Source organism: Litchfieldella qijiaojingensis (genome assembly GCF_014651875.1).
Classification (GTDB): domain Bacteria; phylum Pseudomonadota; class Gammaproteobacteria; order Pseudomonadales; family Halomonadaceae; genus Litchfieldella; species Litchfieldella qijiaojingensis.
Map to the genome: position 1 here is coordinate 1 of NZ_BMXS01000035.1, position 17,137 is coordinate 17,137.

The 17,137-nt window shown below is 59.6% G+C and carries 14 protein-coding genes; 7 read left to right on the plus strand and 7 right to left on the minus strand.

Features of this window, described 5'->3' with window-relative positions:
• Window positions 1-280 precede the first annotated feature (280 nt).
• The gene (gene bioA / locus IE093_RS20805; protein ID WP_189472602.1) at window positions 281-1,576 is read right to left on the minus strand and encodes an adenosylmethionine--8-amino-7-oxononanoate transaminase; all 1,296 of its coding nucleotides are present in this window, start codon (window positions 1,574-1,576) and stop codon (window positions 281-283) included.
• 277 nt (window positions 1,577-1,853) lie between these two features.
• Between bioA and IE093_RS20810 the strand changes: the two genes are divergently transcribed.
• Entirely contained in the window at window positions 1,854-2,234 is a 381-nt protein-coding gene (locus tag IE093_RS20810) for a histone-like nucleoid-structuring protein, MvaT/MvaU family (protein WP_189472605.1), read from the plus strand.
• A 273-nt stretch (window positions 2,235-2,507) separates the two neighbouring features.
• On the opposite strand, the gene IE093_RS20815 is transcribed toward IE093_RS20810, so the two are convergent.
• Window positions 2,508-3,344 (minus strand): AraC family transcriptional regulator, encoded by an 837-nt coding sequence (locus IE093_RS20815; protein ID WP_189472606.1) that lies wholly within the window; start codon window positions 3,342-3,344, stop codon window positions 2,508-2,510.
• Window positions 3,345-4,252: 908 nt separating this feature from the next.
• Here IE093_RS20815 and IE093_RS20820 point away from each other — a divergent pair.
• On the plus strand, window positions 4,253-5,575 hold the full coding sequence (locus IE093_RS20820) for an acyl-CoA dehydrogenase family protein (RefSeq protein ID WP_189472608.1): 1,323 nt from the start codon (window positions 4,253-4,255) through the stop codon (window positions 5,573-5,575).
• 206 nt (window positions 5,576-5,781) lie between these two features.
• Here IE093_RS20820 and IE093_RS20825 read toward each other — a convergent pair whose 3' ends face one another.
• From IE093_RS20825 to speB, 4 genes are all read right to left on the minus strand, one after another.
• Window positions 5,782-7,239 carry an aldehyde dehydrogenase family protein gene (locus tag IE093_RS20825; protein ID WP_189472610.1) on the minus strand — a complete coding sequence of 486 codons (1,458 nt, stop codon included), beginning with the start codon at window positions 7,237-7,239 and terminating at the stop codon, window positions 5,782-5,784.
• A 272-nt stretch (window positions 7,240-7,511) separates the two neighbouring features.
• Window positions 7,512-9,119: a 5-guanidino-2-oxopentanoate decarboxylase gene (locus IE093_RS20830; RefSeq protein ID WP_189472612.1), complete on the minus strand. Its 1,608-nt coding sequence runs from the start codon at window positions 9,117-9,119 to the stop codon at window positions 7,512-7,514.
• A gap of 623 nt (window positions 9,120-9,742) precedes the next feature.
• Window positions 9,743-11,125: a YjiH family protein gene (locus IE093_RS20835; protein ID WP_229803842.1), complete on the minus strand. Its 1,383-nt coding sequence runs from the start codon at window positions 11,123-11,125 to the stop codon at window positions 9,743-9,745.
• 52 nt (window positions 11,126-11,177) lie between these two features.
• Window positions 11,178-12,128 carry an agmatinase gene (gene speB, locus IE093_RS20840; protein ID WP_189472616.1) on the minus strand — a complete coding sequence of 317 codons (951 nt, stop codon included), beginning with the start codon at window positions 12,126-12,128 and terminating at the stop codon, window positions 11,178-11,180.
• A 275-nt stretch (window positions 12,129-12,403) separates the two neighbouring features.
• Here speB and IE093_RS20845 point away from each other — a divergent pair, with 275 nt between their 5' ends.
• The 5 genes from IE093_RS20845 to IE093_RS20865 all read left to right on the plus strand — a co-directional run bounded on the left by IE093_RS20845 (window position 12,404) and on the right by IE093_RS20865 (window position 15,743).
• Window positions 12,404-12,694, plus strand: a complete 291-nt coding sequence (locus IE093_RS20845; protein ID WP_189472618.1) for a nucleotidyltransferase family protein — start codon at window positions 12,404-12,406, stop codon at window positions 12,692-12,694.
• Window positions 12,691-13,047: a HepT-like ribonuclease domain-containing protein gene (locus tag IE093_RS20850; protein ID WP_189472620.1), complete on the plus strand. Its 357-nt coding sequence runs from the start codon at window positions 12,691-12,693 to the stop codon at window positions 13,045-13,047. Before IE093_RS20845 ends, IE093_RS20850 begins: the two co-directional genes overlap by 4 nt.
• The gene (locus IE093_RS20855; protein ID WP_189472622.1) at window positions 13,044-14,501 is read left to right on the plus strand and encodes a sigma-54 interaction domain-containing protein; all 1,458 of its coding nucleotides are present in this window, start codon (window positions 13,044-13,046) and stop codon (window positions 14,499-14,501) included. Before IE093_RS20850 ends, IE093_RS20855 begins: the two co-directional genes overlap by 4 nt.
• Window positions 14,498-14,794, plus strand: a complete 297-nt coding sequence (locus IE093_RS20860; protein ID WP_229803840.1) for a hypothetical protein — start codon at window positions 14,498-14,500, stop codon at window positions 14,792-14,794. The genes IE093_RS20855 and IE093_RS20860 overlap by 4 nt, the downstream gene beginning before the upstream one ends.
• 481 nt (window positions 14,795-15,275) lie before the next feature.
• Window positions 15,276-15,743: an REP-associated tyrosine transposase gene (locus IE093_RS20865; RefSeq protein ID WP_189472624.1), complete on the plus strand. Its 468-nt coding sequence runs from the start codon at window positions 15,276-15,278 to the stop codon at window positions 15,741-15,743.
• 712 nt (window positions 15,744-16,455) lie between these two features.
• On the opposite strand, the gene IE093_RS20870 is transcribed toward IE093_RS20865, so the two are convergent.
• Window positions 16,456-17,136, minus strand: a complete 681-nt coding sequence (locus IE093_RS20870; protein WP_189472626.1) for an amino acid ABC transporter permease — start codon at window positions 17,134-17,136, stop codon at window positions 16,456-16,458.
• Window position 17,137: the final 1 nt, after the last annotated feature.

Below are 17,137 nucleotides of genomic sequence, written 5' to 3' on the forward strand. Positions count from 1 at the left end.
CGCGCCCACGGGCGCGCCTACACATTGGCGGTGCCCCGTTTTCCGGTAGGAGCCGCCGTGGCGGCGATCCGGCCGTCAGGCCGGCTTGGGTGGCCCTGCCATCGCGCCCACGGGCGCTCCTACACATTGGCGGTGCCCCGTTTTCCGGTAGGAGCCGCCGTGGCGGCGATCCGGCCGTCAGGCCGGCTTGGGTGGCCTTGCCATCGCGCCCACGGGCGCGCCTACACATTGGGCAGTGCCCCGTTTTCCGGTAGGAGCCGCCGTGGCGGCGATCCGGCCGTCAGGCCGGCTTGGCTTGTTCTGCCCGCTCCCTGAACCACCCCTTCATCACGTCGGTAATCCGGCGCATCTCGTCCGCGGTGGTGACATAGGCTGGCATGGTATACAGCCAGCGGCCAAAGGGGCGCAGCCACACACCATGTCGCCGAGCGAACGCCTGAACCCCCTTGAGACAGACGGCATCCTTGACTTCGATCACGGCGGTGGCGCCAAGCACGCGTACATCGTCCACCTCGGAATGGGCGCGTAGGTCCGAGTCTTCGAGCAGTTCCTGGCGCAGGATCGCGTTCAGGGTAGCGATCTTGTCGAGATAGCGTTCTTCTTCGAACACCGCCAGGCTTTCCAGCGCCACGCGACAGGCCAGCGGGTTGCCCATGAAGGTTGGGCCGTGCATAAAGGCGTGTCCGGGATCCTCACTCAAGAAAGCCCCATACACCTTGTCGGTCGCCAGTGTTGCCGCATGTCCCAGATAACCGCCGGTCAGCCCCTTGGAGAGTACCATGATGTCCGGCGTGACCCCGGCATGCTCGGCCGCGAACAACTTGCCGGTACGCCCGAAGCCGGTGGCCACTTCATCGAAGACCAGCAGGACATCGAATTCGTCGCATAGCTCTCGGGCGGCTCGCACGTAATGTGGCGAGGTCATGTTGAGCCCCCCGGCAGCTTGCAGTAGCGGCTCCATCAGCAGTGCGGCGACTTCATGGTGGTGAGCCTCGAGCATTCGACGCAATGCCTGGATATCGTCCTCTACGGCGGCTCTCGGGGCATCGAAAGGAGCTGTGGGGGCCGGGGCGAAATGGTGGCGGGGCAGATAGCCGGAGAACAGCGAGTGCATGCCTTCTTCCGGATCGCATACTGCCATGCAACCGCTGGTGTCGCCATGATAGGCCCGCATCAGTGACATCATGCGGTGCTTTTCGGGTTGCCCTGTTTGTACTTGATATTGCACGGCCATCTTCATGGCCACTTCCATCCCTACCGACCCACTGTCCGAGAAGAACACATGGTTCAGTCCAGCGGGGGTGACGCGAACCAAGGCATCGGCCAGTTGCTTGGCCGGTTCATGCGTCAACCCTCCAAGCATCACGTGACACAGGGTATCGGCCTGATCCTTGATTGCCGCGACGAGCCGTGGATGCGAATAGCCATGTATCATGCACCACCAGGAGCAGGTGGCATCGAGCAAGGATTCTCCTCCTTCGAGAGTGAAACGGGCCCCCTTGCCTCCAATGACGTTCAGTGCCGGCGGTTGGGTGTGCATCTGCGCATAGGGGTGCCAAAGCGTTGCTGCTGTCATGATGGCCTCTTTGTAAACCGCATAAATTTGCCAAGGTTAACAACAGGGCGGTATGTTTGGCCAGAAACCAACTGCCGCAAAATGTTGTCTTTAGGGAAGCGCTGAATAATTCGGCGAGCGGTATCGACAGGGGCGTCTCCCAACTGCTAGCGAGTAGCGCAGTAGTATTTCATGTTGTCTCTAATTGAAAATATCGCTAAGCTCTTGGCAATACACTGAATAGCGGCGACAATAGCACCGCATCCCAAAAAAGTAGCTCTGTGAATAAGGAAGAGTGATGTCACTACTCAACGAATACCTGCAGCAAGAACAGCAACTCAAGGAGCTCAACGAGAAGCTGGAGAAACTGCAGAACGATCCTCGTCTAAAGGCTGAACTCGAGTTCAAGGAAAAGCTTGAGACACTGATGAAGGACTTCAACAAGAGCGCCGCCGACGTGATGGAGCTGCTCAGTCCGAAGCCGGCTGGAAAGGCAGCAGCAGCCAGCGCGGCTACTACAGCCGGTGGCCGCCGCAAGCGCAAGTTGAAAATCTATAAGAACCCCAACACTGGGGAAGTCGTGGAAACTCGTGGGGGCAACCAGAAAACTCTCAAGGCCTGGAAGGACGAATACGGTACCGATATCGTGGAGTCCTGGCTGGTGCGAGTGGAAAGCTAAGCCAGCCTAGCCCTAAGGAAACGCTGAATAAACCGACGAGCATGCTCAAGCGCAAGGCGCCCGGAGCACAGAACCGAGCGTAGCGACAAACATCCGAAGGATGGCCCCGAAGGGGCGAGAAACCGCAGGTTTCGAGTCAACCGGAGCATATGGGGTATATGTGAGGCTTCCGCGCAACGCAGCGATTGAGTGGCGCAGGCATTTATTCAGTGTTTCCGTGACGCCCATGACGCCGCCCCGGTCTCCGGGGCGGCGTTGTTGCATGGATACGAGTCATCCTGGGTCGCATAGCGGCAAGCGAAACTCGAAGCGGCTGGGATGTCTCGTCTTTCCTTCCCGTGACTTCTGCCAGATTAATCTTGGGGGAAGCCCGCTGATACGCTCCCCGCGCTCGGGTAGTGCCTTGGCCAGCAGGAAGTCGATGATAGGACGAAGTTCGTCCAGATCATCGCTCATGACACTGGCATAGCGACAAGCTGGTAAGCTCAATGTGCGAAAGGGTAAGGGAGTCGCCAGTTCATCGGCGATATCGGCATCGACCTGAATGCCGAGATCGGCACGGGCAAAGTCGCTGTTCAGATCGTTGCCATGAATGATGGCGATAGTACGGCCTTTACGCAGCTTCTTAGGGAGAGCCTCCAGGGTTACATGTTTAGCCAGATCTTCGATACTGTTTCGCTTCCCTACCCGGTGATGATAAAGACGCGTGACCACCGCCTGTTGGGGCGTGTCATGCCCAATGCGAAATGGATATTCCCGGGTCGGGCCATTGCGCAGCTTCTCGAGTCTGTGTCTTTCGTCCTTGCGGAATTCACGTGGACTCGTCCCAAAGTAGCGAAGAAACGCCCGTGAGAATGCCGAATGGTTACGGTAGCCACATCGATAGGCAACGGAATGGATATTGAGTTGGGTATAACTCAATAGTATGGCTGCTTGTTCCACTCGCAGTCGGTCTCTGTAGGTGCTTGGCGATACACCGAAACACCGCTTGAAGTTGCGTCGAACTTGTGATGCGGAGTAACCCAAACGTTGTGCCAGGTCCTCAATTCCCTGCTGAGTCTCTAGCCTGTCCTGCAGCCAGATCTCAGCCCTCATCATGTCATTGAACATTAGCTTGCCCTTGCTTCACATGGCTTTTGACGGTAGCGCTACCGTCAATGGCGCTTTCAGGGCTTGTTCTGGTTATAGGTGATGCGCCTGTTTACCCACTAATTACGGGGTCACCAAGACTAAGGCAAGTTTGGATTGGGTGGGTGATCGTTTGAGCACATATTTTTTTGTTAACTATCATTATATTCGCGAACTCTAAACGAAAAGGGACCGCTATGGGCTCTCCAGCACTGAGTCAAAGGTGTCATCTCACGCCATTGGCGGAATCCGGTCGTAGCCGGTCTTCCAGGGGGCATGTCGCGCTGGTAGATCGCGCCATTGGTCCCCGAGTACAGGATCCACATGCTGTCCGTGCAGCACTTGGCGATCATCCCATCTAGGCTTCGTCCGAAAACTGCGTGCGATCGACCATACGGCGTTAAAAATCAGCTCATTATGCTCATTTACACCCACGTAAACTCGTGCGCGAGCAACGGTCTGTTTTTCGCTGATTTTTGCCGTGTCTGGCCGTCGCTCGGCGACTTTTCGGACAAACCCTAGGGCGGCTCTGGACCACATTGTCGGTATTCCCACGGAGAAGCCAGGGTGGTCAAGCTGGCTGGGACCGTCTATTTTTCAACATGGTGGTCTCACTGATCAGGTGCAATACCTGACGCATGGGATGTCATGTCGCCATGACACATCGCTACCACCATCTCCTCGCTGAGAATCGAGCCGCCATCATGATGATGCAAGCCACCCTCCCGATGACCCCCAGAACGGTGACGATCCCGGCTTGGCCGGCTGCCGAATACGGTTGACGCGTCACCGACCTCGTCGGCCACCGAAGGCGCATACGGACAGCGAGTTGCTCAAGTGGGTGGTTTACCGATTACAGCACCAGAAATCAAACGAGTCAGGGGGGTCCCATGAGCATTGACTTTACATTGACCTCTGAGCAGAAGAAGCTTCAAGACACTGCACGACAGTTCGCGCAAGATATCTTGGCCCCCGTAATCAAGGCAGCAGATGAAGAGCAAGATACACAGAAAGCCTTTACGATGATGCAGACGCCATACCAAGAGGCCTATAAACTGGGCTTTGCGATGGGGTTCCTGCCGAAAGAATACGGTGGAGGAAGTGTAAGTAATATTGATCTTCAAATCGTTGCAGAGGAAATTACGGCCGTTGATCCCGGATTTGCCACGATCCTATTGGTCAATGGCTTGGCACTCATGCCTATCGCATGGTATGGAAATGAGGAGCAGAAAAAGAAATGGATCGGTGAGGCCACCAGCGATGAATCATGCAATTATTTGGCTGGGTGGACTGTCAGTGAAGCAGCTGGAACGCCCGGTGGTACCGCTAATTTCGACCATCCGGGGAAACACCCCGTCGGTATCGGCGTTACTGCCGAATACGATAAATCCAATGGGGAATATGTGTTGAACGGTAGGAAGTACTGGCCGTGCAATGCAGGTGGATGGGATCTACAGGGTGCGAACGTTAATGTCGTCATTGTTCGCACGGATCCTAATAAGGGAGGTAAGGAGGGGTTGTCAGGCATGATTGTGCCGAAAGGCACTAATGGTGTTCGGTATGAACAGCCGATCAGCAAAATAGGCCATAGGCTCTGCCAGAATAACTCCATTATATTCGAAAATGCGCGTGTGCCAGAAGAGAATGTCTTTGCCGAAGGCAATGGGGATCTGATCATCGCGAAGGCATTTACGTGGTCAGGGCCTGTGGCAGCTATAGCGGCCGTCGGTGTCGCACGATCTGCCTACGAATATGTCCTGAATTGGTCTAAGACCTACACCGCAGGTGGTGATAAGCCTATTATGAATTATCAAGCTGTAGGATATAAGCTTGCTGAGCTCGCTATGAAAATAGAAGCGTGTAGGGCTTTTTCATGGAAGGCTGCTCATTATCTTGATCAATTTGATTCGGAAGGGCATGCCATTGGCGCTATGTCGAAGGTTTTTAATGGTGAGATTTTGTTCAATGGTGTATTTCAAGCTATGCAAGTCATGGGCGTGAATGCGCTGGACAAAGTACATCCGGTCGAGAAATACCTCCGTGAATCCATCGTCTTTCCACTGTATGATGCAGGCAATGTTGGCATGCAGATGCGTAAGATCTGGGGGGTCATGGCCGATCCAAACTTCGATCCGCGTGCGTTTATGGATAGTAAACCGGTTGAGTTCAAGAAGTCTATGGAAGGCTGGACTGCGGTAACGCCGAGCGAATAAGACGCGATGCATGGTCGCTAATTTTTCTAGGGAACCGCTGATCAATTCAGCCTGAACCGATAATCAGATGGGCGAGCTGCTCATCAGTCGTATTCGGTTCCATTGGAGCCATCCAGTGATGGCGATTTTACCCTGGCAGCCGCTTTGTGCGGCTGCCAGGGCAGTTTCAGAGGGCATTTCCTGCGGGAATTGTCCTGCCAGTTAAGTTAACCCTCGGCCGTCTCGGGCCCGACGATATGTTTGACTTCGAGATAGGCGGACAGCCCCCAGGGGCCGAGTTCCCGACCAATCCCGCTTCGTTTGAAGCCGCCCCAGCCAGTTTCCGGTAGCACGAGTTGCTCGCTGTTGAACCAGATACTGCCGGCCTGTAGCTGGCGTCCGATACGCTTGGCACGCTCGGCATCGCCGCTGACCACCGTGGCCGCCAACCCGAAGTCGCTGTCGTTGGCGAGTTCGATGGCCTCCTGCTCGCTGGAGATACTGCGCCCACACAACACCGGACCGAAGATCTCTTCCCGCCACAGGCGGCTTTCCAACGGCACGTCGCGATACAGGGTGGGGGCCAGGAAATAGCCATGACCGGGCAGTTGTCGATGACGGTCATCGCGAACGACATCGAGCCTTTCCTGGTCGGCAATACGTAGATAGTGGCGCACCGCCTCGCGCTGCCGCGCACTCGTGAGCGGGCCCATGTCGGTGCCTTCCGCCAGGGGATCACCGAGCGTCAGGGCGTCGATGCGCTCGGCCAGAGCCGCGTAGAGAGGGGCGGCCACTGCCTTGTGGACCAGCAGCCGTGACGTGGCTGAGCAGATCTGTCCGGCGTTGAAGTAGATGCCCGCCATGACCCAATCGGCGGCCTGTTCGGGGTCGGCGTCTTCCATGACCAGGATCGGTGACTTGCCTCCCAGTTCCAGCGACACGCCGCGAGAGCCCTCGGCGGCGGCATGCATCACGGCTTCACCGACTCGATTGCTGCCGGTGAACGATACTTTGTCGACTCCGGGATGTGCACTCAATGGCGCCCCGATGCCCTCGCCGTCACCGAACAGCAAGTTGAATACCCCTGCCGGCAAGCCGACTTCGAGCGCCATCTCGGCCAGTACCTGCTCGGGCAGTGGCGTGACTTCCGAAGGCTTGAGCACTACCGTGCAGCCGGCCGCCAATGCCGGTGCCAGCTTCCAGGCACTGGTCACCAGCGGGAAGTTCCAAGGCGTGATCAAGCCCACTACGCCAACCGGGTCGTGGTAGCAACGTGCCTCGACTCCTTCCATCTCGAGGTCCACTGGCTGGCCCTGACGGGCATCCAGGGCGCGCGCCTGCCCGGCATAATAGCGATAACACGCGATGGCATCGTCCAGGTCGATGCCGGCCTCTGCCAGCACCTTGCCATTGTTGGTCGAGGACAGGCGCATCAACTCATCGCGACGCCTGGTCAATACATCGGCGAAGCCGTCCAGGTAGCCGGCGCGTTCGGCACCCGACATGGCACGCCAGACGGGCAGGGCGCGCCGCGCTGCTGCCACCGCGGCCTCGACATCTGCCGCATCACCGGCGGTAACCTCGGCAATGGTCTCCTCCGAGTAGGGGTTGATGACCGATAGCCGGCGCTCTCCCTGTGATCTAACCCACTGATTATCGATGAACTGCTGGTCGAGTCGTTGCATATTTTCCTCAGAAGCTTGTTCAAATGCGAGTGAATACAGGAAAAGCAGCCTCCTCGGTGGGAGCGCAGATTTTCTGCGCGATCCGGCCGTCAGGCCGGCATTCCTGGTCCGGTGCCAAATTCATCGCGCAGCGGAGCTGCGCTCCCACCAAACTACGCGGCATCCAACCGTCGTGGGAGCGCAGATTTTCTGCGCGATCCGGCCGCGAGGCCGGCATTCCTGGTCCGGTGCCAAATTCATCGCGCAGCGGAGCTGCGCTCCCGCCACTCGCTTTATAATTCGTTGACCTCGGTAAGCCATTTCCCGGCATCCACTTCTATCAGCATCGGCCCATCCAGCGGCCGTGTGGCCAGCGCTTCGCTCAGACTGGCCGGGCTGTCGACTCGCGTAGCCAGGCAGCCGAAGCCATGTGCCAGGGTCAGGAAATCCGGCGCCTGGATATCCACGCCTATCCGTTCGACCCCATGGGCATCCATGTAACGCCTGATCTCTTCATAGCCGGCGTTGTGCCACAGCAGGATTACCACCGGCAGCCGCTCCTCCACGGCGGTGGCGATTTCCGAGAGCGTGAACATCACGCCGCCGTCGCCGACTAGCGCCACCACCGGCAAATCGGGACGGGCGAGCTGAGCCCCCAGCGCCGCCGGTAGCCCGTAACCCAAAGTGCCGTAGCCGGTCGAGGCGTTGAAAAAACGCCGTGGCGCCGGCTGCGACACCAGGTGATTGGCGGCATACACAGGGGCAGTGGAATCGCCGACCAGTATCGCGTCGTGCATGGCTTCCTTGAGCATGGCGAACAGTGGCACGAACGGCGCGAATGCCGGGTCGTCGCCAAGCCCCAGGGCTGCCAGGGCCTGAGCGGTGCGCTCGTGACCGCCGCGCTGCAGTGGCTGCGGAAAATGCTCGAGTAACAGCGCCAGACTGGTCCCGGCATCGGCGACCAGGCCAAGCGATACCCGCTGATTGCGCACCAGTTGCTCGGGATCGAGGTCGATACGAATCAGCTTGCCGGTGAGCGAAAAGCCATCGTCGAACACCACGTCGTAATCGGTTTCACCGAGTTCGGTGCCCACTGCCAGGATCACATCGGCGTCCCTGGCCATTTCGCGAATCGCCGGTAGCGAGGCATTGGCCCCCAGGTCGAGGGGATGATGCTCGCCCATTAGCCCCTTGGCGTTGATGGTGGTCACCGTCGGGGCATCGAGACGTTCGACCAGCGTGCGAGCGGCCTCGGGCGAATCCACGCAACCGCCACCCAGCAGCAGCAAGGGGCGCTGGGCCTCGTGCAGCCACTGGGCTGCCGTAGCCAGGCCACGTGGGTCGGGCGCGGCGCGATACAGCGCCGGAGGTTGCCAGTCGCCAGGCAGCGTGACCGGGGTATCGAATAGATCGATGGGGATCTCGATATGCACCGGCCCGGGTCGGCTGCCACGGAACACCGCATAGGCACGAGCCAGCACCTCGGGCAGCGCATCGGCATCGAGCAAGGTATGGCTGAAGCGCGCCAGGCCGGCCAGCGTCTGCTGTTGGCTGGGTAGCTCATGCAAGCGCCCTTGACCACGACCCAGGGTGTCGCGGCGGTTGACGCTCGAGATCACCAGTATCGGTACCGAATCCGCCAGGGCCTGACCCATGGCGGTGGCGATATTGGTCATGCCGGGGCCGGTGATGATGAAGCACACCCCCGGCTTGCCGGTGGCCCGAGCATAGCCATCGGCCATGAAACCAGCACCTTGTTCATGGCGCGGCGTGACATGGCGCACACCGCTGCCTTCCAGGCCACGGTACAACTCGACAGTATGTACCCCGGGGATACCGAACACGGTATCCACGCCGTAGGTATCGCGCAGCAGGCGTATCAGCAGTTCCGCACAGGTCATTGTCTTCGAGCCTCTATATCACTGAGCTTGGTTTGCAGGTGGGAGCGCAGCTCCGCTGCGCGATGAATGCGACAGCATTCCGAGAGTGCCGGCCTCGCGGCCGAATCGCGCAGAACATCTGCGCTCCCACGAAGGTTGGATGCCGCGTGGTTTGGTGGGAGCGCAGCTCCGCTGCGCGATGAATGCGACAGCATTCCGAGAATTCCGGCCTCGCGGCCGAATCGCGCAGAACATCTGCGCTCCCACGAAGGTTGGATGCCGCGTGGTTTGGTGGGAGCGCAGCTCCGCTGCGCGATGAATGCGACAGCATTCCGAGAATTCCGACCTCGCGGCCGGATCGCGCAGAACATCTGCGCTCCCACGAAGTTGGATGCCGCGTGGTTTGGTGGGAGCGCAGCTCCGCTGCGCGATGAATGCGACAGCATTCCGAGAATTCCGGCCTCGCGGCCGGATCGCGCAGAACATCTGCGCTCCCACGAAGGTTGGATGCCGCGTGGTTTGGTGGGAGCGCAGCTCCGCTGCGCGATGAATGCGACAGCATTCCGAGAGTGCCGGCCTCGCGGCCGGATCGCGCAGAACATCTGCGCTCCCACGAGCTCGCTGCGCGATGGCTTATCACCTCCTCAGAAGAAGAATGCATGGGCCATGAAGGCGATGATCGGCAGCGTGATCACGGTACGCAGCAGGAAGATCGCGAACAGTTCCCACAGCTTGAGCGGAATCTTCGACTTCAACAGCAGCGCGCCGACTTCCGACATGTAGATCAGCTGGGTCAGCGATAGGCAGGCGATCACGAAGCGAGTCAGTTCGCTTTCGATGTTGGTTGCCAGCACCGCTGGCAGGAACATGTCGGCGAAACCCACCAGTGTGGCCGGCGCGGCAGCGTCGGCTTCGGGAATACGCAGCAGTTCGAGCACCGGCACCATGGGGTACGAGAGCCAGGTGAACAGCGGTGTGAACTCGGCCAGGATCAGCGCCACGGTGCCGATCGCCATCACCAGCGGCAACAGCGCCAGGAAGATATCGGCGACGTTGAACAGCGCGTTACGCACCAGTTCACGTGCGCCCGGCGCCTTTTCGGCACGCTTGACCGCCTGGGTCAGGCTGAAGCGGAAGATGCCCACGTTGCCGGTACCTTCCTCGACCAGTTTGCAGCCGACCGGCTCGTAATAGGTATTCGGCTTGCGCGAAAGCGGCGGTAGCCGGGGCACCACCACCGCCGCGATCAGCCCAGACACCACCACCGTGAAGTAGAACGGGATGAACATGTGATTGAGGTCGATGAAGCTGGTGATCAGCAGGCTGAAGGCGATCGACACGATCGAGAAGTTGGTGGCGATCACGGCAGCCTCGCGGCGATTGTAGTAGCCGCGCTCGTACTGCTGGGTAGTGATCAGCACGCCCACCGTGCCCGAGCCCATCCACGACGCCGTGGCATCGATGGCACTGCGTCCCGGCAAGCCGAAGATCGCCCGGAACGGCTTGCGCACCAGGCTACCGATGAACTCCATGAACCCGAAGTCAACCAGGAACGGCAGTAGCAGGGCGGCGAAGAAGAAGAACGTCAGCAGCACCGGCGCCAGATCGTTGAGCATCACACCACCGGTAAAAGAGGCGGTGACGAACTCCGGACCGAACTGGAAGAAAGTCATCAGCGCGAACACGGCACCCAAAATGCGCATCCCGAACCACAGCGGGCCGACATCGAACATATCTTTCCACACGCCCTCGCTGGCCCAGCCGGGCTTGGCAATCTTGACCAGGGCGGTGAGCGCCACCGACAGGCACAAGACCGCCACCGCAATCGCCGGCAGCGCGTCGCCGAGCATCGCCTTGAGACCATCGGCCATCAGGCCCATGCCGATATTGATGGTATCGCCCACCGAAAAGGGCACCAGGAACATACTGACCCCGAGCAGCGACGGGATCAGGAACTTCAGCAAGCTGCGTGGATTCAGCGCCCCGTTCGTCTCTATGTTGTCGGTGGTTGTGTCGAGTGAAGACATCATTGTTACCTCAATGCGGTTATTGTCGTTGGAAACATCGTTCTGGGCTGGATCAATCGCGCCGCATGACACCCGGCAGCACGCACAGCATCTCGTAGAGCAGGGTGGCGCCCATCAGCGCGGTATTGCCGCTTGGATCGTAGGGGGGAGAGACTTCCATCAGGTCGCCGCCGACGATGTTCAGGCCCCAGGCGCCGCGCACGATCTCCAGGCCCTGGGCCGCAGTCAGCCCGCCCATTTCCACGGTGCCGGTGCCCGGTGCCACGGACGGGTCGAGACCGTCGATGTCAAAGGTGATGTACACCGGGCCATCGCCCATCTGTTCGCGCACCTCACTCATCAGCGGCTCGAGCGACTTGTACCAGCACTGCTCGGCGGTCACCACGCGGAAGCCCTGCTCGCGGCACCAGTCGAAATCGTCGGCGGCATAGCCGGTACCGCGTAGGCCGATCTGCACCACGCGCCGGCTGTCCAGCAAGCCTTCCTCCTGGGCGCGACGAATCGGCGTGCCGTGGGCGATGGGTTCGCCGAACATGTGGTCGTTGACGTCGGCATGGGCATCGATGTGAATCAGGCCCACCGGGCCGTGCCGTTTGGCGATAGCGCGCAGAACCGGCAATGTCACGGTGTGATCTCCACCCAGCGTCAGCGGTGTGCAGCCGTGGGCCAGCACCTCGTCATAGAAGCCGGTGATGATGTCCATGCTCTTGGGCAGGTGGAAGGTGTTGATCGGCACATCGCCGATGTCCGCCACCTGCAGGCTGTCGAAGGGCGCGGCGCGGGTCGCCATGTTGTACGGTCGCAGCATGCGCGACTCGTCGCGGATCTGGCGCGGACCGAGCCGCGCGCCGGGACGGTTAGACGTGCCGACATCCAACGGCACGCCGATGAAAGCGGCATCGAGTCCGGCGGCGCTAGCTTGGGTGGGCAAGCGCATCATGGTCGCCGGGCCGCCGAAACGTGGCATCTCGTTGCCGCCCAAGGGTTGGTTGAAATCGCTCATCAGGGGCTCCTGCGTGGCCTTGGTTGAAAGGGTTCCAAGGCATTGCACATTGCGTGCCAGATTTTATATGACTGATTTCTTAGAGGTTTTATCGTGGGTGATGCATATTTACATCATCGAGACAAGAAGTTTGATGCATTAATGAATCATTGATACATTTAAGTATCGACAATCGACATGTCGTTGCATCGCTGATGAGATAAGGTAGGCAAAAGACTGATGACGGTGCTTCGGTTACTTCTAGTCTTGCTGCCAGGACACAAAGGAGAGTCAGCATGAAACCCTCGGAAGCCTTGACCATCCACCGTGAAGCAATCGCCCGAATTGCCGCTGAGCATCATGTCAGGAACGTGCGGGTATTCGGCTCTGTCATGACGCAAGAGGATGAGGAAGAAAGCGATCTGGATCTGCTGGTCGATCCGACAGATGATACCTCGCTGATGGATATTGGTGCGATTCGCGCCGAGCTTCGGCAATTGCTGGGAATCAGAGTCGACGTTTTGACTCCTAATGCATTGCCGGAATCGTTCCGCGACCAGGTGCTGAAAGAGGCGAGCCCACTGTGAGTCGCCATCCACAACGACTGCCCGATTATCTGCGGCATATTCTCGAAGCCATAGAACGGATCGAACGATATACCGAGGACATGGCGGAACCGGCTTTCCTGAACAGTAGCTTGGTACAGGATGCTGTCATCCGGAATCTGGAAATCATTGGGGAGGCTTCGCGAAACATCGAGCGGCATCATCCGGAGTTCGCTCAAGAGCACCCGGAATTGCCACTTGTCGTTGCTTACGAGATGCGTAATGCATTGGCTCATGGATACTTTCAGGTGGATCTTGAACTGGTATGGAAAACATTGGAACGCGATCTTCCTGAGTTGAAATCCGTGGTGAATACATTGCTGTCGCCGTCATGAGCCACGTCGACAGTCAGGTCCTGCAGACCATCATCGACACCGCCCACGATCACTTCTTCATCGTCGATGGTCGGGGCAAGGTCATCGATGTCAGCCCCGGGGCAGCGGCGGTCTACGGGTTGTCGCGCGAAGAACTGCGCGCCACCACCGTGCAGGAGCTCGTCGAGCGAGGGGTGCTCAAGCCTTCGGTGAGCCTCGAAGTGATTCGCACCGGCCAGCCGGCTCAACTCATGCAGCAGACGGGAACCGGCAGGAGGGTGATCGCTCAGGCCCATCCGGTATTCGTCGACGGCAAACTCGAGCGCGTTGTCAGCCGCTCGATGGATCTCACCGACCTGCAACTGCTGCAGGATGAATATGCCCTGCTGCAGCAGCGCTTCAGCGAACACCTCAAGCGCGCTACCCCCACCTCGATCGGTGACGAACTCGAATTGGATAGCCTGCAAGTGCGCAGCGGGGTGATGCGTGAGATCGCCCTGTTGCTGAAGCGAGTGGCACCAACCGACGCCACGGTCTTGATGCTTGGCGAGTCAGGTGTCGGCAAGACCGCCTTTGCCCGCCAGCTCCACGCCTGGAGCCAGCGTAGCGACGGACCGTTCATCGATGTCAATTGCGCCGCCATTCCCGAAAGCCTGTTCGAATCCGAGATGTTCGGCTATCAGCCCGGCGCCTTCAGCGGCGCCACCCGCCAGGGCAAGGCGGGGTTACTGGAGCAGGCCGATGGTGGCACCCTGTTTCTGGATGAAATCGGCGAGCTGCCGCTTCCGATGCAGACCAAGTTGCTCAAGGTCATCCAGGATGGCAGCCTGACCCGTCTGGGCGACACGCAACCAAGGCGAGTCGACTTCCGTCTGGTGGTGGCCACCAACCAGGACCTCGCCAGCCGTGTGGAAGAAGGGGCGTTTCGGCTCGATCTCTACTATCGGCTGAACGTGATCCCGGTGACGCTGCCGCCGCTGCGCGAGAGACGCGAGGATATTCCGGTGCTGGCCGAGCTCCAGCTCGAACGGCTCAACAAGCGCTATGGCCGGCGCAAGATTCTGCATGCCAGCCTGTGGTCGGAGTTGATGGCGCACGACTGGCCAGGTAATGTGAGGGAGCTGGAAAATTGGTTGGAACGGGCCTGGTTGTCGGCAGCCGACGATGTGATCGGCAGTAACACGCGGAAATCGCCGACAAGTTTCGCCAATGCCACCAATAGCGGTATACTGCAAAAAGAGCACTCGTCTTCGCACGTCGATACCCTTCAACTTGGTGAGCAGGAATCCCTCAAGCAGGCTATGGAGCGTATCGAGCGCGATATTCTTGCCAGGCTATGTCAGCAGCTGCCCAGTACCTATGCCATGGCTGACCGTTTAGGGATCAGCCAGCCCAGTGTGGTTCGCAAGCTGAACAAATATGGGCTGAAGATTTCTCCATCATCAATGAAGACTCATCATCAAAGATCCGAATGAAATATCAGAAACCTCATAAAGCCATGGATGAGCGCGAGAAACTGCGTAAATTCCGTGAACTCGACGATGCCTTTGCCCAAGCTCTCAGGGAACTGGAAGGGGCTAATCGCAAGCCACCCGCTTCTCCGAAGGAAGACGTTCCATCGTTGGAGGAACGCCGCCGCGAGCAGGAGCGTGAAAACCAGCTAGCCTTCGAACGCCGCCTTGAAGCGCTGATGCAAGAGTACGCACTGCCCGCGGAATCGGTCACCGCCCTCATGCGAACTCTGGTGCAACTCGGCAAGATCGCCTGAGGTAGAAGGCACATCCGCCGTCTGAATCAGGCACCGGGCCATTGTTGGAGCGGCTTCAGCCGCGATAAAGGCGCCACCATGGCGCCCAAGCCAGTGTAGGACCGCTGTAGCCGCGATAAAGGCGCCACCATGGCGCCCAAGCCAGTGTAGGACCGCTGTAGCCGCGATGAAGGCGCCAGCATGGCACCCAAGCTAGTGTAGGAGCCGCCGTGGCGGCGATGAAGGCGCCAGCATGGCACCCAAGCCAGTGTAGGAGCCGCCGTGGCGGCGATGAAGGCGCCAGCATGGCACCCAAGCAGTGTAGGAACCGCCGTGGCGGCGATGAAGGCGCCACCATGGCACCCAAGCTAGTGTAGGAGCCGCCGTGGCGGCGATCCGGCCGTCAGGCCGGCTGAGTTACCGTTGGCACCATAACTTGGTAACTTTTCCCGAAGTCCGGCTAGAATGCCCTTGCCGTTAACGGCAAAAGGGAAATCACGACATGGATACGTCGCTACCGCCGCATGGCCGAGCATTGAGAAAAGGACGTCACTCGCAACCACATCATTTGTATCTCGTCACCACCTGCACCCGTGACCGCTTGCCATTTTTTCACCACTGGCAATCAGGGCGCTTGGTTGTCAAGGAAATGCGTGCTTTGCACGAGATGAACTGGGTCGATTCGCTATCGTTCGTTGTCATGCCGGATCATGTTCACTGGTTGTTTGGCTTAGGTGAACGAGCTCCGTTGAGTATGGTGATGCGAAGATTCAAGGGGCGTTCATCCATGATGGTAAATCGTGCCCTGTGTGGCGAGAAAAGTATCTGGCAACGTGGCTATCATGACCGTGCGATCCGAGACGAGGAGGATATCCGCGCCGTGGCACGTTATATCGTGGCCAATCCTTTGCGGGCAGGTTTGGTAAACGATATAGGCCAGTATCCATTATGGGATGCCAAGTGGCTGTGAAGGTGAGTGTAGGAGCCGCCGTGGCGGCGATCCGGCCGTCAGGCCGGCTGGGGTGGCATGGCCATCGCGCCCGCGGGCGCTCCTACAAAGGGGACAGTGGCACAGTTTCCTGTAGGAGCCGCCGTGGCGGCGATCCGGCCGTCAGGCCGGCTGGGGTGGCATGGCCATCGCGCCCGCGGGCGCTCCTACAAAGGGGACAGTGGCACAGTTTCCTGTAGGAGCCGCCGTGGCGGCGATCCGGCCGTCAGGCCGGCTGGGGTGGCATGGCCATCGCGCCCACGGGCGCTCCTACAAAGGGGACAGTGGCACAGTTTCCTGTAGGAGCCGCCGTGGCGGCGATCCGGCCGCCAGGCCGGCTGGGGTGGCATGGCCATCGCGCCCACGGGCGCTCCTACATTAGCTTGGGTGCCTGAATGCGGGCCTGGCGGCACCCACATCGCACCCTCGGTCAGCTCCTCCCGAACCACCGCAGGGGGCACATCTCTTTTGTAGGAGCCGCCGTGGCGGCGATCCGGCCGTCAGGCCGGCTGGGGTGGCATGGCCATCGCGCCCACNCCCACAGGCGCTCCTACATTAGCTTGGGGGCCTGGATGCGGGTCTGGCGGCACCCACATCGCGCCTTCGGTCAGCTCCTCCCGAACCACCGCAGGGGGCACATCTCTTTTGTAGGAGCCGCCGTGGCGGCGATCCGGCCGTCAGGCCGGCAACCCCATCACTCCATCTTGCCGCCGGTATAGGTCAGCCCCGGAATCCGGGTCTTCCTTTCCAGTAAATCCAATGACTGAGCCACGATGCCGGTCAACACCAGATAGATGATTGCCACCAGGGTAAAGGCTTCCAGGAACTGGAAGGTCTGGTAGCCAACCTGCTCAGCGCGGGCGGTGAGTTCGGTAAGCCCGATGGCATAGGCGATCGAGGTGTACTTGAGCTCGACCACCGCCTCGTTCGACCACTGCGGGATCACCCGCCGGCCCGCCTGGGGCAGGATGATATCGCGCAGTGCCTGGAAGCGGCTCATGCCCATGGCGCGGGCGGCAACCATCTGCCCGGAAGGCAGCGATTGAATGGCGCCGCGAAAGTACTCGGCCTGGTAGGCGGCAGTGTTCAAACCGATTGCCAGCGCGGCGGCGCTGAACGGGTCGAGCACGATGCCGATTTCCGGCAACCCCAGGTAGATAAAGAACAACTGCACCAGCATCGGCGTGCCACGAAACACCTCCACATACGTCGTGGCCACCAGGTAGATCGGCTTGGACCCATAGACACGCCCCCACACCAGCAACAGCGCCAGGCAGAAACCCAGCACCATTGCCACCGCCCACAGCCCCAGGGTCACGCCCACTCCCTCGAGTAGGAAGGGCATCCAGGTCATGCCGAATTCGATGAAATCCATC

Bases quoted from the DNA above. Each gene is read 5' to 3' on its own strand.
- bioA (WP_189472602.1), bottom strand. From the start codon at position 1,576: ATGACAGCAGCAACGCTTTGGCACCCCTATGCGCAGATGCACACCCAA.
- IE093_RS20810 (WP_189472605.1), top strand. From the start codon at position 1,854: ATGTCACTACTCAACGAATACCTGCAGCAAGAACAGCAACTCAAGGAG.
- IE093_RS20815 (WP_189472606.1), bottom strand. From the start codon at position 3,344: ATGTTCAATGACATGATGAGGGCTGAGATCTGGCTGCAGGACAGGCTA.
- IE093_RS20820 (WP_189472608.1), top strand. From the start codon at position 4,253: ATGAGCATTGACTTTACATTGACCTCTGAGCAGAAGAAGCTTCAAGAC.
- IE093_RS20825 (WP_189472610.1), bottom strand. From the start codon at position 7,239: ATGCAACGACTCGACCAGCAGTTCATCGATAATCAGTGGGTTAGATCA.
- IE093_RS20830 (WP_189472612.1), bottom strand. From the start codon at position 9,119: ATGACCTGTGCGGAACTGCTGATACGCCTGCTGCGCGATACCTACGGC.
- IE093_RS20835 (WP_229803842.1), bottom strand. From the start codon at position 11,125: ATGTCTTCACTCGACACAACCACCGACAACATAGAGACGAACGGGGCG.
- speB (WP_189472616.1), bottom strand. From the start codon at position 12,128: ATGAGCGATTTCAACCAACCCTTGGGCGGCAACGAGATGCCACGTTTC.
- IE093_RS20845 (WP_189472618.1), top strand. From the start codon at position 12,404: ATGAAACCCTCGGAAGCCTTGACCATCCACCGTGAAGCAATCGCCCGA.
- IE093_RS20855 (WP_189472622.1), top strand. From the start codon at position 13,044: ATGAGCCACGTCGACAGTCAGGTCCTGCAGACCATCATCGACACCGCC.
- IE093_RS20860 (WP_229803840.1), top strand. From the start codon at position 14,498: ATGAAATATCAGAAACCTCATAAAGCCATGGATGAGCGCGAGAAACTG.
- IE093_RS20865 (WP_189472624.1), top strand. From the start codon at position 15,276: ATGGATACGTCGCTACCGCCGCATGGCCGAGCATTGAGAAAAGGACGT.
- IE093_RS20870 (WP_189472626.1), bottom strand. From the start codon at position 17,136: ATGGATTTCATCGAATTCGGCATGACCTGGATGCCCTTCCTACTCGAG.